The 15,570-nt window shown below is 67.4% G+C and carries 17 protein-coding genes; 6 read left to right on the plus strand and 11 right to left on the minus strand.

What is annotated here, in order from left to right; translation table 11 throughout:
• Positions 1 to 126 precede the first annotated feature (126 nt).
• Positions 127 to 831 carry an esterase gene (ypfH, locus tag AB3147_RS12470; RefSeq protein ID WP_105238691.1) on the plus strand — a complete coding sequence of 235 codons (705 nt, stop codon included), beginning with the start codon at positions 127 to 129 and terminating at the stop codon, positions 829 to 831.
• On the plus strand, positions 831 to 1,655 hold the full coding sequence (locus AB3147_RS12475) for an IclR family transcriptional regulator (RefSeq protein ID WP_175121782.1): 825 nt from the start codon (positions 831 to 833) through the stop codon (positions 1,653 to 1,655). Before ypfH ends, AB3147_RS12475 begins: the two co-directional genes overlap by 1 nt.
• A gap of 91 nt (positions 1,656 to 1,746) precedes the next feature.
• Here AB3147_RS12475 and AB3147_RS12480 read toward each other — a convergent pair whose 3' ends face one another.
• The 11 genes from AB3147_RS12480 to queE all read right to left on the minus strand — a co-directional run bounded on the left by AB3147_RS12480 (position 1,747) and on the right by queE (position 12,701).
• Entirely contained in the window at positions 1,747 to 2,541 is a 795-nt protein-coding gene (locus AB3147_RS12480; RefSeq protein ID WP_367352059.1) for an SDR family NAD(P)-dependent oxidoreductase, read from the minus strand.
• 1 nt (position 2,542) lies between these two features.
• The gene (locus tag AB3147_RS12485; protein WP_175121780.1) at positions 2,543 to 3,520 is read right to left on the minus strand and encodes a Bug family tripartite tricarboxylate transporter substrate binding protein; all 978 of its coding nucleotides are present in this window, start codon (positions 3,518 to 3,520) and stop codon (positions 2,543 to 2,545) included.
• Positions 3,521 to 3,579: 59 nt separating this feature from the next.
• Complete coding sequence (locus AB3147_RS12490) at positions 3,580 to 5,304, minus strand: thiamine pyrophosphate-binding protein (RefSeq protein ID WP_367352060.1); 1,725 nt, start codon at positions 5,302 to 5,304, stop codon at positions 3,580 to 3,582.
• 13 nt (positions 5,305 to 5,317) lie between these two features.
• Positions 5,318 to 6,151, minus strand: coding sequence for a hypothetical protein (locus AB3147_RS12495; RefSeq protein WP_367352061.1), 834 nt, complete (start codon positions 6,149 to 6,151; stop codon positions 5,318 to 5,320).
• Positions 6,152 to 6,307: 156 nt separating this feature from the next.
• The gene (locus AB3147_RS12500) at positions 6,308 to 7,729 is read right to left on the minus strand and encodes an efflux transporter outer membrane subunit (protein WP_367352062.1); all 1,422 of its coding nucleotides are present in this window, start codon (positions 7,727 to 7,729) and stop codon (positions 6,308 to 6,310) included.
• A gap of 67 nt (positions 7,730 to 7,796) precedes the next feature.
• Positions 7,797 to 8,711: an efflux RND transporter periplasmic adaptor subunit gene (locus AB3147_RS12505; RefSeq protein ID WP_367352063.1), complete on the minus strand. Its 915-nt coding sequence runs from the start codon at positions 8,709 to 8,711 to the stop codon at positions 7,797 to 7,799.
• 2 nt (positions 8,712 to 8,713) lie between these two features.
• A complete protein-coding gene (locus tag AB3147_RS12510) occupies positions 8,714 to 8,926 on the minus strand; it encodes a DUF1656 domain-containing protein (RefSeq protein WP_175121775.1) in 213 nt (70 codons plus the stop codon).
• Positions 8,923 to 10,974, minus strand: a complete 2,052-nt coding sequence (locus tag AB3147_RS12515) for an FUSC family protein (protein ID WP_367352064.1) — start codon at positions 10,972 to 10,974, stop codon at positions 8,923 to 8,925. Before AB3147_RS12515 ends, AB3147_RS12510 begins: the two co-directional genes overlap by 4 nt.
• A complete protein-coding gene (locus tag AB3147_RS12520; protein WP_175121773.1) occupies positions 10,971 to 11,444 on the minus strand; it encodes a MarR family winged helix-turn-helix transcriptional regulator in 474 nt (157 codons plus the stop codon). The genes AB3147_RS12515 and AB3147_RS12520 overlap by 4 nt, the downstream gene beginning before the upstream one ends.
• A gap of 152 nt (positions 11,445 to 11,596) precedes the next feature.
• Positions 11,597 to 12,040, minus strand: coding sequence for a 6-carboxytetrahydropterin synthase QueD (gene queD, locus AB3147_RS12525; RefSeq protein ID WP_175121772.1), 444 nt, complete (start codon positions 12,038 to 12,040; stop codon positions 11,597 to 11,599).
• 28 nt (positions 12,041 to 12,068) lie between these two features.
• Positions 12,069 to 12,701: a 7-carboxy-7-deazaguanine synthase gene (gene queE, locus AB3147_RS12530; protein ID WP_175121771.1), complete on the minus strand. Its 633-nt coding sequence runs from the start codon at positions 12,699 to 12,701 to the stop codon at positions 12,069 to 12,071.
• Positions 12,702 to 12,902: 201 nt separating this feature from the next.
• On the opposite strand from queE, the gene arfB reads away from it, so the two are divergent.
• From arfB to AB3147_RS12550, 4 genes are all read left to right on the plus strand, one after another.
• Positions 12,903 to 13,319, plus strand: coding sequence for an alternative ribosome rescue aminoacyl-tRNA hydrolase ArfB (arfB, locus tag AB3147_RS12535; protein WP_175121770.1), 417 nt, complete (start codon positions 12,903 to 12,905; stop codon positions 13,317 to 13,319).
• Positions 13,320 to 13,327: 8 nt separating this feature from the next.
• Positions 13,328 to 14,035 carry a DUF2238 domain-containing protein gene (locus tag AB3147_RS12540; RefSeq protein WP_367352065.1) on the plus strand — a complete coding sequence of 236 codons (708 nt, stop codon included), beginning with the start codon at positions 13,328 to 13,330 and terminating at the stop codon, positions 14,033 to 14,035.
• Positions 14,036 to 14,104: 69 nt separating this feature from the next.
• Positions 14,105 to 14,452: an ArsR/SmtB family transcription factor gene (locus AB3147_RS12545; protein WP_056560656.1), complete on the plus strand. Its 348-nt coding sequence runs from the start codon at positions 14,105 to 14,107 to the stop codon at positions 14,450 to 14,452.
• 51 nt (positions 14,453 to 14,503) lie between these two features.
• The gene (locus AB3147_RS12550) at positions 14,504 to 15,559 is read left to right on the plus strand and encodes an alkene reductase (protein ID WP_175121768.1); all 1,056 of its coding nucleotides are present in this window, start codon (positions 14,504 to 14,506) and stop codon (positions 15,557 to 15,559) included.
• Positions 15,560 to 15,570 lie beyond the last annotated feature (11 nt).

Raw genomic sequence — 15,570 nt, forward strand, 5'->3', positions numbered from 1 at the left:
GCGGGCAAGCGCGGGGCGGCGTGCAAAAAAGCCCGGCGTCGTCGGTACGATGCCAGGCGCGGCGCATTTTACAATGCGGCAATCGGGGCGCAGTCCCACCGTCCCAGGCCAGCACGGAGCAGTTTCATGGCGTCTTCCAGTTCTATCGAATTTCTTCCCGACCCGGGCGTCGACGTGCGCCAGCTCTTCATCCTGCTGCACGGCGTGGGCGGATCGCCCGCCAGCCTGGAACCCCTGGCCCAAGCGGTGCGCGCGGCCTTTCCGACGGCGGCCGTGCTGATCCCCGAAGGTTTCGAGGCCTTTGATGGCGGCGGGGCGGGCCGGCAGTGGTTCTCCGTGCGCGGCGTCACCGAAGACAACCGCGCCGAGCGCGTGGCCCAGGCCATGCCGCAGCTGGAAACCTATGTGCGGCAAGCCCAGGCGCGTTTCGGCCTGCTGCAGTCCGACACCGCGGTGGCCGGCTTTTCGCAAGGCGCCATCATGGCGCTGGAACTGGTGCAGGCGCACGACGGCATGGCCGGCCGCGTCATCGCGTTCTCGGGCCGCTATGCGCAACTGCCCAAGAACGCCCCGTTGTACACCACGATTCATCTGCTGCACGGCGCCGACGACGCGGTCATGAGCGTTTCGCAGGCGCAGGCCGCGCAGGCACGCCTGGCCGAACTGCACGGCGACTCCACCATCGACATCGCCACCCACGTCGGCCACGAATTGCATCCCGCCCTGATCCAGCGCGCCATCGTGCGCCTGCAGACCTGCGTGCCGCTGCGCAGTTGGGAGGCCGCGCTGGGCCTGAACCAGACGCCGCCGGACGGGACGACGGTGCATTGATGGCGGCATCTGCCACGACCGGCGCGAAAGCCTCCGCGCCCGCGCAGCAACGCGCGGCCGATGCCGTCGGCGGCGCGCAAAGCATCTTCCGCGTGCTGCGCATCCTTAAATACGTGGGGGCGGCGCCCGCGCGTGGCGTCGGTCTGACGGATGTGGTGCGTGACGTCGGCCTGACGCCGCCCACCGCGCACCGCATGCTGTCGGCCTTGCTGCAGGAAGGCTTTCTGTCGCTCAATCCGCGGCTCAAGACCTACAGCCTGGGCCGCGAGTCCTACATCCTGGGGCTGGCTGCCGAAAGCCGGCACGGCATCAAGGCCATCGCCGAATCCGCCGTGCTCCGCCTTGCGCAGTCCACGGGCGACACCAGCTTCCTGTCGGTGCGATCGGGACACGAAGCGGTCTGCGTGGACCGCAAGACGGGCGACTTTCCCATCAAGATCCTGACGCTGGAAGTCGGCCATCGCCGCCCGCTGGGCGTGGGGGCGGGCAGCCTGGCGCTGCTGGCATTCCTGCCCAACGACGATATCGACCGCGTACTGGCGCGCTACGACGCCAGCGCCGCGCCCGATCTGCCGTCCACCGACATGCTGCGCGAAGACATCGCCGCCGCGCGCAAGAACGGCTACGCGCTCAACCCGGGCCGCATCATTCCCGACATGCTGGGCGTGGGCGTGCCGGTGTTCGACCGCGAGCAGCACGTGGTGGCGGCGCTGAGCGTGGCGGCGATCCGTTCGCGCCTGTCCGGCGCGCGCCTCGCGGACGTGGTGGCCGCGTTGCAGCGGGCGGCTTCGGAATTGTCTGCGGACCTGGCCCCGCGCTTCTGATCGCTGCCGGGCGAACGGAAGTCCCGCATCTGGTTCGTCGGGAAACGCCGTGCAGCCGGCGCCTCGGCGAAAAGCCGCGCGCCCGCGCGCATCAACGCCCCGCGCAGGCCTTGCCGCCGTCTACCGGCAGACACACCCCGGTGATGTACTTGGCCTCGTCGCTCGCCAGGAACAGCGCGGCATGGGCGACGTCCCACGCATCCCCCATCCGGCCCATCGGACTGGCGGCATTGCGCCGCCGCCGCATTTCCTCGACATCGTCGAATTGCCCCGCAATCTGCTTGTAGATCAACGGCGTGTCGATGACGCCGGGCAGCACGGCGTTCACGCGGATATTGTCCGGCGCATAACGCACCGCCAGCGACCGCGTCAGATGGTTCAGCCCCGCCTTGGCCGCGTAGTACGAGGTGTACGGATACGAATTGACCTGAATCGACGCCAGCGACGAAATGTTGACGATGCTGCCTGAGCCCTGCGCCAGCATGGCGGGCAGCACATGCTTGCAGGTCAGGAACACGCCGGTCAGGTTGGTGTCCAGCACGCGATGCCAGCTTTCCTCGCTGGCCTCGATGGGATCGCCCATTTCGGTGATGCCCACGTTGTTGTGCAGCACGTCGATGCGTCCGGCGGCCGCCAGCACGGCGGCGACCGCGGCCTGGATCTGCGCGGAGTCCGTTACGTCCGCGGTCAACGTCTGGCAACGGCCGCCCGCGGCCTCGATGATGGCGCAGGTTTCGCGCGCGGCGTCCTCCCTGACGTCCACCGCGAAGACCCGCGCGCCTTCACGCGCATACAGCGCCGCCGCGGCCTTGCCGTTGCCCCAGCCCGGCCCCGACGACCCCGCGCCAAACACCAGCGCCACCTTGTCCTTCAGCCGCTCACCCATGTCATTCCGCCGAGATGTGGGCGAAGTCGGCCACCTTCTTCCACTTGGCCACGTCGTCCTGGATCATCGCCGCAAAGGCCTCGGGCTTGTCGGCGACCACATACGCGCCAACCCCCGCGTACTTGGCCTGCACGTCCTTGTCGGCCAACGCCTTGCGGGATGCGTCGTTCAGCTTGGCCAGCACGTCCTTCGGCAGGCCGGCGGGGGCCAGCAGCCCGTTCCACATTTCTGCGTCGTAGTCCGGCAGGCCGACTTCAGCAAAGGTGGGCACGTCGGGCAATTGCGGCAGGCGCGATTTGGCGGCCACCACGATCGGGCGCAGACTGCCCGACTGGATGTGCGCCATTGACGACGCCGCCGTATCCCACAGGATGGGCACCTGGCCGGCGATCACGTCGTTCAGCGCGGGGCCGGTGCCACGGTAAGGCACGTGCATCATGTCCAGGCCGGACAGCGACTTGTAGTACTCCATCGCCATGTGCGTGGCGCCGCCATTGCCCGACGAGGCATAGGAATACTTGCCGGGCGCGCCCTTGATCAAGGCGGTGAACGACGCATAGTCCTTGGCGGGAAAGTTCTTGTTCACCACGATCACGCCCGGCACGCGGATGATCTGCGTGACCGGCGTGAAGTCCTTCACCGCGTCGTAGGGCAGGTTCTTGTACACGGCGGGGTTGGTGCCGTTGGTGCTGGACGTGCCCAGCAGAAGCGTATAACCGTCCGGCGCGGCCGAGGCCACGGCGCGGCTACCGACGGTGCCACCCGCGCCACCCCGGTTCTCCACCACCACCGGCTGGCCGATCTGCTTGGCCAGCGCCTCGGCAAAGATGCGGCCGACCACGTCGGACGTGCCGCCGGGCGGGAAGGGCACGATCAGGCGGATGGGGCGGTCGGGGTAGGTGGCCTGCGCCGCGGCGGCGCCCGCCAGCGACAGCGTTGCAGCGGCGGCCGCCAGCTTGATCCAGGTTCTGCGCTTCATGATGGGTTGTCTCCTTGCTTGATTTTGTTGTGTCTTGAACCGGGCGTTGCGCGCTGCCGTCAGGCGATGCGGTCACCCGGCTTGATCTTGGCCGCCCGGCTGTCCACGCCCGGCAGCATGTGCGCGGGGTCGCGCGTGACCACCACGTCCAGGATGGTGGGACGGTCCTTGCAGGCATACGCCTCTGCCAGCGCGGCCGGCAGCTCTGCGGGGTCTTCGACGCGGATGCCATGGCAGCCCAGCGCGCGCGCCACATTGGCGTAATTGGTGTCGACCAGGTCCGAAGACTGGTAGCTGCCTTCGCCGTACATCAGGTGCTGCAGCGCCTTGATGTACCCGGAGGCCGCGTTGTTGACCACCACGAGCGTAAAGGCGAGCTTCATGCGCACTGCGGTTTCCAGTTCGCCCAGCGACATGTTGCAGCCGCCGTCGCCGGTCAGGCTGACCACCTGGCGTCCCGGCGCCGCCGCAGCTGCGCCGATGGCGCCGGGGATGCCGTAGCCGATGGAAGCAAAGCCGCGATCCGGCACGAAGCCTCGGCCCGCGCGCTTGGTGTCGAACAGCAGTCCGCCCCAGTGCGCCGCGAAGCCGCCGTCCGCGACCAGGATGCCGTCTTCCGGCAGCGAGGCGTTGATCTCGTGCAGCAGCCGCGCCATGCCGACGGGACGGTCGGCCGACGTCAGCTTGGCGTTCACGGATTCGCGCCATGCGTGCATGGCCTGGCCGACCTCGTCCACGTAGTTCTGGCGCGCGTGCTCGCCGTGGGCGGCCAGGCGCGTGTCCAGGTCTTCCAGCGTGGCGCGCACGTCGCCCCACAACCGCAGGGCGGGCGTGGTGGTGCGGTCGAATTCCTCGGCCACGATGTCCAGATGAATGATCGGCGCGCCGGCGGCCAGCAGGTCGTAGCGGCGCGTCGCCACTTCGCCCAGCTTGCAGCCGACGACGAACAGGCAGTCGGACTTGGCGATCAGGTCGTTGGCAATGCGGCTGTAGCGGCCGAACAGGCCCGCGTTCAGCGGATCGTTGCAGGCGATCGCGCCTTTGCCGCTCATGGTGTGGGCGACGGGGATGCCGAACTTGCGCGCGAAGGCCTGGACGGTCTCGGCGGCATCGCTGATGTGTACGCCGCCGCCGCACAGCATCAGCGGGCGGGCGGCGCCGGCCAGCATGCTGGCGGCTTGCGCCACGTCCTCGGCCGATGGCCGGCAGCGCAGCGCGGGCGAGCGCCGGTAGTTGGGGCTGGAATAAAACTCGTCGGCGTCAAAGGCATGGACGGCGTGCGCGATGTCCTCGGGCACGTCCAGCACGACGGGGCCGGGCCGTCCGCTGGTCGCCACGGCAAACGCGCGCCGCACCAGTTCGGGAATGCGCTCGACCATCTCCACGCGCAGCACGTCTTTCACGACTGGGCGCAGCACTTCCAGTTGCCGGGCTTCCTGCGTCATGTTCTTCCACGCGTGCATCCGGTGCGCGTCGCCGACCAGCGCGACCAGCGCGGTGCCGGCGTTGTAGGCTTCGGCCAGGCCGGTCACCAGATTGGTCGCACCCGGACCCAGCGTCGCGTCGCACACGCCGGGACGGCCGCTGACCTTGGTATAGGCGTCGGCGGCAAACACCGCGCAGCGCTCGTCGTTGATCAGGTTGTGATTCAGCTTCAGGCGGCGCGCCGCGTCATAGAAAGGCAGCAGTTGAAAGCCGCCCATGCCGAACATCAGGCCGACGTCGTGCGCCGCGAACATGCGGGCGATGGCTTCGCCGCCGGTGATTTCCAGTTTTTCGGACATGCGGGTGATGCTCCTAGTAGGGGTCGCGCCCGGTCAGCAGGGCGTCGATGAAGGTTTTGAGCGGCGTGCCGACGCGGCAGCCCAGGTTTCGGGCGCGGGCGTTGGCAGAAGAAATGGTCCCTTCCTCGTAGCAGGAACGGGCGTCGCCGATGCGGGCGGTTTGCGCGGATACGGTCAAGGCGGCAATGCCGCGTTGGTCCAGCAAAGGCAGGCGGCCGATGCCGGCGCTGTCCTTGCCGATGCCCGCGTCGTTGAACGTGACGAGGCGGGGGGACGCGCGGACACCGTCCGATTGCAGGCCCGCCAGCCGCTCCCCGTGCGAGGCCGTGATGGCGATGAGACCGTCGTCGCGGGAGTCGACCAGCGAGACGGAGTCGGCGCCGATCACCAGCGGCGCGCCGTCCGGGCCTGTCTTGAATACCGTGCGGGATTCCTTGACGTCGGCAGGCGGACGGGCGCTGCGCGACGCGCGCGCCAGCCGCGAGGCGGCCTCGGCCACTGGCATACCCGCTTTGCAGCCCAGGTCTTGCGCCAGCGCGTTCGCAAAGCTGAGGACGCCGTGCCGCGCCATGTCCGCGCCATCGCCGATGCGGCAGCTTTGATAGCTTGCGGTGGCGGCGGGCACGCCCCAGCGTTGCAGGTCGTCCAGGCCTGCAATGCCGGCACGCATCCAGCCCACGCCGGCGTCGTTCAGGACGACGGCCAGCACGCCACCGCGCGCCGCGCAGTAGGCGGCATAGCTGCCGCCATGCGACCCGGCGATCACCACGCGCCCGGCATCCTGCGGCGTGAGCTTGGTGATGCTGTCCAGCACGCGCGCGTCGCCGGCGCTTGCAGGTTGTTCCATATTATGAATTGTCCCCGTCCTCGAGCATCGTGTCGGCGTGGCCGGCGCGATCCCGTCGAATCGTCTGATGTAGTTATTGGCTTGAGACGATTCTAGGAGCGGGGGTTTGGGAAGATCAATGTCATCCCCATAATATGGAAATCAATTTTTGGCGGGCTACTTCTCCCAGCCGCCGCCCAGCGCCAGGAACAACGCGATCTGGTCGCTGCTCAAATCCGCCTGCGATGCGGCCAACGCGCTTTCATTGCTGGCCAGCGTGCGCTCGGCGTCCAGCATGGTCAGGTAATCCGTCTTGCCGTACTGGAACAGGCGGCGCGCCTGCGAGGCCGCTTCGGCGCTTTGGTCGCGGGCCGCGCGCAGGGCGGTGTCGCGGTCCAGCTGGCGGGCATAGACGACCAGCGCGCTTTCGGTTTCGCGCAAGGCGTTCAGCACGGCCGCATCGAAACGCGCGGCCGCGGCCTTGGTGTTGGCTTCGGCTTCGGCGATGCGGGCCTGCGCGGCGCCGGTGTTGGGAACGGTCCACGAGATCAGCGGGCCTACGCTCCAGCTGAACGTGCCGCGATCGCCGAACATGGCGGCCGGGCCGCCCGACGCGGCGGACAGGCCCAGCGTGATCTTCGGGTACAGATCGGCCGTAGCCACGCCGATGCGGGCGGTGGAGGCGGCCAGCGTCCGTTCGGCCTGACGGATGTCGGGACGGCGGCGCAGCAGTTCGGCGCCGTCGCCGACGGGGATGGTTTCGGTCAGCTTGGGGGCGCTGGCGCATTGCAGCAGGGCTTGCGGAATCTGGCCCGGCGTCTGGCCGGTCAATGCAGCTAGACGGTACAGCGCGGTGCGTTGCTGCGCCTGGAACGGCGGCAGATTGGCCTGCAATTGTTCGAGCTGGCTGCGCGCCCGTGTGACGTCCAGCGCCGTGCCGCGTCCCGCGCGTTGCAGGCGGCTGACGGCGTCGACCGACTCCTTCTGCACCTGCACGGAATGCTGCGCCGAGGCAAGCTGCATGCCCGCCGCGCACATGTTGGCGTAGGCGCGCGCGGTCTCGGCCGCGACGGTGACGCGGGTGGCGTCATAGGCGGCCTGGGCGGCCTGCGCGTCGCCGGTGGACGCTTCCACGGCGCGGCGGATCTGGCCGAAAAGGTCCAGCTGATACGACACGCTGGCGCCGGTGGAGTACGACCAGCGATTGGGCGGATCGATGCCGGGTTGCAGTTCCTGCAAGCCGGAAACGTGGCCGAACGTGGGCGAAGCATTGACGCCGATCGTCGGCTGTTGTTGCGCCTTCGTTTCCTGCACCGCGGCCTGCGCGCGTTCCAGATTGGCGCTGGCCACGCGCAGGTCGGTGTTTGCGGCCAGGGCCTTTTCCACCAGACCATCCAGCACGGGGTCGTTGTACAGGCGCCACCAGTGGCCGGGGACTTCCTCTTGCCGATACACGCCGGCCTGCGCCTCCACAAAGGAGGATTGCGCGCTCGGCCGCTGGGAGACGGCCTCCGGCGGCACCTTGTAGTCGGGGCCCACGGAGGCGCATCCGGCCAGCGCGAGGGCCAGCGTCAGCGGAAGGAGGAGTCTGGTTTTCATGGCAGGTACGGCTTGGCGTCGAAAAGAAATTGCGGAGTTTTCCGGAGAAAAGTGGTTCTGCGTCCCGTCAGGACGCGTGGGGCGCGGCGGCGGCGGACTGGGCCGGGCGGTCGTCCACCGATACCGTGGCGGTCTGGCCGGCGACCAGGCGTACGCCTTCGGGCACCTCGTCGATCTTCACGCGCACCGGGATGCGCTGCGCAAGACGGACCCAGTTGAAGGTCGGGTTCACGTTGGGCAGCAGATTGGCGCCGGTGCTGCGGTCGCGGTCCGCGATACCCAGAGCGATGCTTTCGACGTGGCCGCGGATGTGACGCGGTTCGCCCATCAGCGTCACGGTGACGGGGTCGCCTTCGTGGATGCCGGGCAGCTTGGTTTCTTCGAAGTAGCCTTCGACGTAGAACGAACCGGCGTCCACCAGCGCCATCACGCCGTGACCGGCGGTGGCGTAGGAGCCCGCGCGCAGGTCCAGGTTGGTGATGCGGCCATCGCTGGCGGCCACGACGCGGCTGCGTTCCAGATTCAGACGGGCGGTGTTCAGTTGCACCTGCGCCTGCGCTAGCGCGGCTTCGGTCTGCTGCACCTTGGTCTGGCTTTGTTCCACCGCTTCGGCCGCGACAAGCTGGCCCAGCGAGCGGTTGCGCTTGGCGTCGCGCAGCGCCTGGTCGTGCGCCACCTGCTGCGAACGGACCGAGGCCTGCGCCTGGTCGAACGCCAACTGGAAGCGGGCGCGATCGATTTCGAACAGCAGGTCGCCGGCCTTCACGTCCTGGTTGTCGTGGACGGGCACGCTGGTGACCAGGCCGGAGACGTCGGGCGCCACCTGCACCACATAGGCCTTGACGCGGCCATCGCGCGTCCAGGGCTCGACTTCATAGTGATCCCAAAGCTGCCAGCCGGCGTAAGCGGCGGCGGCGACGACGACAGCCGTCACTGCGAACTTGCCGATAGCAGCAGGGCGAAGGGCATTGGGGAGTTTCATACCTATCTCTGAAGAAAATAAGGGGAAATGAGGGAGACGCCGTACAGCAGCACCACGAACAGCGCCAGGTCAAACAGCGCGGGGTGCCACACCAGGCGATACAGCCCGGCGCGCGCCAGCACCCGGCGCACGCCCCAGGCCACGGCCAGGGTGACGACGCCCAGCACGAGCAGCCAGGGGAAATAAATGCCGTAGAGATTGAATTCGCCAATCATGATGCTTGGCCCTCCAGGGTCGGATGGGCGGGTTGATAATCGGGCGCGTCGGGAAAGAAGGCGCGGCGGATGCCGACCAGCGCCACCACGGCGCGGTCGCGCGCATGCGGGCCTTGCGGGGTGGCGGCCACACTGCTCAGCGCGCGATCGATCTGCGCCAGGAACTCCGGCGTCTTGTCCTGCATGCGGCCCGACGAACGGATCTTGAAGAACTGCGCCAGGCTGTTCAGCACCGGCTGGATCGTGGGCTCGGCCATCGGCAGATGGCGGCGCGCCCGCTGCAGCTCGGTGATGTCGCGGCCCACGCGCAGGTCCTTCAGCGCATCGGCGGCCACCAGGTCATCGGGCCGCTTGGCCAGCGCCAGTCGCGGCTGCAACAGGCCGATGCGGTCCAGCATGCGGGCGGTGTACGTGTGGCGCGAGGGCGCGCGGGGCGAACTGGCCAGCGTCGCCAGTTCCTTCCAGTTGGCGGCCTGGATGCGGCGCGCACTCCAGTCGACGCTGACGGTGCGGAAGATGGCGGCGATGATCGCGGCCGTGGCCACGCCCATGCACTGCGCAACCTGCGTGTCGATGAAGGACACGACGTCGGCGGTGTTGGTGTCCTGCAGCGCCATGGTGCCCAGGAACCCGAACAGCATGGCCATGGCCTTGCCGGTGCTGGCCGGGCGGGCAATGAACACGCCCAGCACGAAGGCGGTCGGCAGCATGGACAGCGCCAGCATCTCGAACGAGTGGATGGCCGGCATGATGCCCAGCAGATACAGCGCCGACAACGGAATGGAATACACCGTGTAGGTCAGGAACTGCATGATGCCCGGCACGGGATTGTCCTGCGACGCGAAAAAGCAGCTGAAGATCGCGGCCATCAGCGCGGCGGTGGCGCCGTTGCTCCAGGCCGTGCCGATCCAGAAGAGGCAGCAGACCGAAATCGCCAGTGCCGCGGCCAGCGCCGACAGCAGCGCCATGCCGTGGTCGCGGTGCAGCGCCGAGTTTGGATCGCGTGTCGTGCGCGGGGCGCGAACCGGCGCGCCCTGCAGCCCGGCGCGGATGTCGCGGCGCAGCGCCAGGCATTCGTCATAGGTGTCGATCAATTCGCGCAGACGCGCCATCAGGCTGGCCATCAGCGCGTCGCGCCACGTGGAGCGGCTGTCGATGCCGGGCGTCAGACGCGTCACGGCGGCGCGCAACTGGACGGCAGTTTCGTGCGAGGCCTGCGGGCCCGCGTTGATCCATTCCGAGATATCGGAGAGCAGCGACTGAACGGGTTCGGGCAGCGGCTGGCCATTGGCCTGCAAGGCGCGCATACGGTCTTCGACGGCTGACACGGCCGGCGTCAGCGCCGCGATCTGGTCCTGCATGGCGCGCACGGCGCCCGCGGTCCAGCGCAGGTTGCTGGTGTCGAACGGAACGTGGGTGGACAAGAGGCGCAGTTGCGTGATGTCGTTGGCCAGCTCGCGGCGGTCCTTGTCGCGCTGTTCGGCGGTCTTGCCGCTGAGCGTGTCGTGCATCCAGTTGCGCGCATCGCGCACGGCCTTGTCCAGCTGCAGCGTCAGCGCGGGCGCCAGGCCGCGCGGCAGCACGATGCTGTGGATCAGCGTGGCGCACACGATGCCCAGGCTGATTTCCTCGACACGCGCCAGCGCCGTGTCGAACACCAGGGAAGGGTCGGTGACGCTGGGAAAGCCGATCATCGCGGCGGTGTAGCCGGCCAGCATGAACAGATAGGACCGCGGCGTGCGGTCCAGCACCGACATGTACAGGCAGGCGCCCACCCACAGCACCATCGCGCCGGTCATGACGACGGGCGAGTTCGACAGCCGCGGCACCATGTACACGGTGGCCGCCGACCCGAAGAAGGTGCCGACCAGACGGTACAGCGCCTTGGAACGCACCGCGCCGGACCAGGGCTGCGCCACGACGTAGGCGGTGGTCATGGCCCAGAACGGACGCGGCAAACCAATGCTGTAAGCCAGATAGAGCGCCATGATGGCGCTCAGGTAGCTCTTGAGCGAGAAGATGGTTTCGCGGACGTTGGGCAGTTTCATGGCCGGGCGTCCTCTTGCGCACCGGCGCCGCTGCGGCCCAGCGACACCTTCATGGCGTCGAAGACGCGCAGGCAGGCTTGCAGATCGGATTCGCTGACGTCGTGAAAGATGCGGCGGCGAAGTTCAACCAGCACGTCTTCGACCTGCGCGCGCAGCGCGTGGCCGGCCTCGGTCAGGTGCAGGGTGCGTGCGCGGCGATCGTGGGGGTCTTCGCGCCGTTCCATCAGGCCGGCGGCCACCAGTTGATCCAGCACGCGCACAAGGGAGGGGCCTTCGACGCCCAAAGCTTCGGCCAGCGCGCCTTGGCGAACTCCGTCGCCAAGACGGCCGGCCAGAATGACGGGCCACGCAGTCGCTTGAGAAAGGCCGTAGTCGGCAAGCGCTTTATCGGCGGCGCCGCGGTAGGCGCGCGACAGCACCATCAGGTTGGCGGTGGTGGCCATGAGCTGGGAGTCGGATGGAGTAAGCATGAATTCGATTGTATCCTATCTATTAGCTTACTAATGATTGAAAATGGCGACTATCGCGATAGATTCTTTCAATTGGGAAGATGGCAGTGCAGTTTTCCGTGGGTGGAAAACTGAAGGCGGGCCCGAAGCCCGCCTTCATGCGCTATCGGGGATCAACCGTTGCAGTCGGCCCAGCAGTTCGGCGTTTCGTACAAACGCACGCGCGTCAGGCGCAGTTCGGCGCCGTAGTGGCCGTGGTATTGCGGCGCCAGCGTCTCGAAAACAATGGTGGCCAGGTTTTCAGCGGTGGGAATCCGGTCCAGCACGACGGTCTTGTGGCCGGGCAGGGTATCCAGAAAGCCGCGCACGGCGTCGTCGCCTTCGTAGACCAGGAACGCATGGTCCCAGACGTCCACGATGTGGGTCTTGGCGATTTGCTTGATCTCGGAAAAGTCCATGACCATACCGTTGTCGGACTCGCCGGGCGCCTGCACGATGTCACCCGTCAGCGTGATTTCCAGCACATAGCGGTGGCCGTGCAGATTGCGGCACTGGCTGCGGTGGTCGGGGATGCGGTGGCCGGCGTCGAACTCGAGCCTGCGGGTCACGGAAATCATCGCGTGCTCCGCAAGGCGTGGGGGTAAATCATGGAATGCCTATGTATTTGTGGGTTTGCAGGCTGAGCCGCCATTGCGGATGCTGCATGCAGTATTGAACGGCCTGCTCGGTGTTGGCTGCGCGCGCCGGTCCGTCCATGGGTTGCAGGAAAAAATGCTCGAAATCCAGATGTGCGAAGGCGTCGGGCAGGGCGTTGAGCTGCGGATAGACCAGCTTGAGCTCATTGCCGCGTTCGATCACGACCGGGGCCGTCCCCTTGGGGCTGACGCAGATCCAGTCGATGCCGGCGGGCGGCTTGATCGTGCCGTTGGTTTCGATGGCGACGGTAAAGCCGCGGGCGTGGATCGCGTCGAGCAGCGGCGCGTCCAGTTGCAGCAGCGGCTCGCCGCCCGTAAAGACCACGTAGCGGTTGCCGGCGTCCGGGCCCCAGGCCGCGGCAATGGCGTCGGCCAGCAATTCGGCCGTGGCGAACTTGCCGCCGCCGTCGCCGTCGGTGCCGATGAAATCGGTGTCGCAGAAGGTGCAGGCGGCGCTGGCACGGTCGCTTTCGCGGCCGGTCCACAGATTACAGCCCGCAAACCGGCAGAATACCGCCGCGCGGCCTGCGTGGGCGCCTTCGCCTTGCAGGGTCTTGAAGATTTCTTTGGCGGAGTAAGTCATAGGAGATGCGGGCGGCAGGGCGCCACGGAATTCGAGCAAAAGCGCACTATTTTACTTGGCGCGGCCGATATCCGCCGAAAGACCCTGCAAGACGGGTCCGCCGCCGGGCGGCGCATGGCCGCTGTGTGGCGCCCAGCCCCGGATCCAGCGGTTTCAACCGCCGGGTGCAGGAAGACGGCCGGCCCTGTAGACTTCCCGCCTATGTTTCACGTCCAAGATTCGCTTTTCATCGACGAGCGCGACCTGACCTTCACCATGATTCGCGCCCAGGGCGCGGGCGGGCAGAACGTCAACAAGGTGTCCAGCGCCGTCCACCTGCGCTTCGATGTGCGCGCTTCCCGCCTGCCGCCCGAGGTGCAGGATGCGTTGTGCGCCGTCAACGACCACCGCATCTCGAAAGAGGGCGTGATCGTCATCAAGTCGCAATCCTTCCGCAGCCAGGAAAAGAACCGTGCCGAGGCCATCGAACGGCTGGTGGGCATGGTGCGATCAGCCATCCAGGTCGACAAGCCGCGCCGCCCCACCAAGCCGACGCGCTCGTCGCAACGCCGCCGCGTGCAGCGCAAGGTGCTGCATGGCGAGGTCAAGCGGCTGCGCGGCCGGGTGCAGGGCGACTAGGACGCACCATGGCCGACGCGCGCCGCCGCTATCTGGTCACGCTGGCCGGCGTGTTCGCCGTCATCTGGGTGGCGCTGGCCATCAATCCGCATGACCGCTCGGCCTGGGCGCTGGAGAACGCGCTGGTGCTGGGACTGGGCGCCGTGCTGTTTGCCACGCGGCGGGCGTTCGTGTTTTCGCGGGTGTCATACACGCTGATCTTTCTGTTCCTGTGCTTGCACACGGTGGGCGCGCACTACACCTATTCGCTTGTGCCGTACGACGACTGGTGGCGCGCCTTGACCGGCCGCACCCTGAACAGCGTGCTCGGGTGGGAACGCAACAATTTCGACCGCGTCGTGCATTTTTCGTATGGGCTGCTGCTGGCCTATCCGATCCGGGAGATCTTCCTGCGGGTGGCCGAGGTGCGCGGCTTTTGGGCGTACTTCCTGCCGATGGACGTGACGCTGTCGACCTCGGCGCTCTACGAACTGATCGAGTGGGGCGCCGCTGAGTTCTTTGGCGGTGACCTGGGGGCGGCCTACCTGGGCACGCAGGGCGACATCTGGGACGCGCAGAAGGACATGGCGCTGGCAGCGCTGGGCGCGGTGATTGCCATGGCCATCACGGCGCTGGTCAACTGGAAGGCACAGCGCGACCTTGCCCGTGACTGGGCCGATAGCTTAAAACCAGCGCGCCAGCCGCCGGAGCGCTGGCCGGAATCCCCAAATCCTTGATTGCAACAGGGGCATGACGATATATCGGATAAACCCGATATATGATTCGATAAATTGCGATATACCAATATGACCGCAACTTCCTCACCCTCCGACCAGAACGCCGCGCAACCCGCGATCGACGCCGACGCCATCCTCAAGGCGCTGGCCAATCCGGTTCGCCGCGACATCCTGGCCTGGCTGAAGACGCCGCACGCGTATTTCGAGGAGCGCCCGGGCCACACCTTCGAACACGGGGTGTGCGCGGGCCACATCGATGATCGCTGCGGTCTGTCCCAGTCGACGGTCTCGTCGCATCTGGCCGTGTTGCAGCGCGCCGGCCTGATTTCGGCGACCAAGGTGGGGCAGTGGGTCTTTTTCCGTCGCAATGAACCCGTGATTGCCGCATTTCTGCGGCAATTGAATCTGGATATGTAGCCCGTCTGCCATACCCGCAAGCGCCCCATTGCCGGGACGAAAGGATTTTGCATGAACCCCCTGTTTGAACCGCTGAAAGTCGGCGACCTGACTCTGCGCAACCGCGTCGTGATGGCGCCGCTGACGCGCCAACGCGCCAGCGCCGGCCGCGTGCCGAACGACCTGATGGTCGAGTATTACACCCAGCGTTCGGGCGCCGGCCTGATCCTGACGGAAGCCACGGCGGTCACGCCGCAGGGCGTGGGCTATGCCGACACGCCTGGGCTCTGGTCGCCGGAGCAGGTCAAGGGGTGGCGCAAGGTGGTTGACGCCGTGCACGGCAAGGGCAGCTTGATCGTCGCGCAGCTCTGGCACGTGGGCCGCATTTCCGACCCGATGTTCCTGGACGGCGAACTGCCGGTCGCGCCCAGCGCCATCGCCGCCAAGGGTCACGTCAGCCACGTGCGCCCCAAGCGTGAGTACGTGACGCCGCGCGCGCTGGAAACCGAAGAGATCCCCGGCGTGGTCGAAGCCTACCGCCACGGCGCGAAGATGGCGAAGGAAGCGGGTTTTGACGGCGTCGAGGTGCATGCCGCCAATGGCTACCTGCTGGATCAGTTCCTGCAGGACAGCACCAACCACCGCACGGACCAATACGGCGGTTCCATCGAAAACCGCGCGCGGCTGCTGCTGGAAGTGGTCGACGCCTGCGTGGCGGTGTGGGGCGCGGGCCGCGTCGGCGTACATCTGTCGCCGCGCGCCGATGCCCACGACATGGGTGATTCGGATCTGCCGGGTCTGTTCGGCTACGTGGCGCGTGAATTGGGCAAGCGCGGCATCGCCTTCATTTGCGCCCGCGAACACGAAGCGCCCGACAGCCTGGCGCCGATGATCAAGGCCGAGTTCGGCGGCGTTTATATCGGCAACGAAGGCTACACGCGCGACACCGCCGAGGCCGCCATCGCGGCCGGCAAGGTCGACGCCGTGGCGTTTGGCGTGCCGTACATCGCCACGCCCGACCTGGCCGAGCGCCTGGCGCGCAAGGCCCCGCTGAATACGCCGAATCCGGCCACCTTCTACGCCTCGGGTCCTGAAGGGTATACGGACTATCCGGCGCTGGCGGCCTGAAGCGGCGGCCT

Origin of the sequence: Achromobacter animicus (assembly GCF_040775605.1) — a bacterium.
Classification (GTDB): domain Bacteria; phylum Pseudomonadota; class Gammaproteobacteria; order Burkholderiales; family Burkholderiaceae_B; genus Achromobacter; species Achromobacter animicus.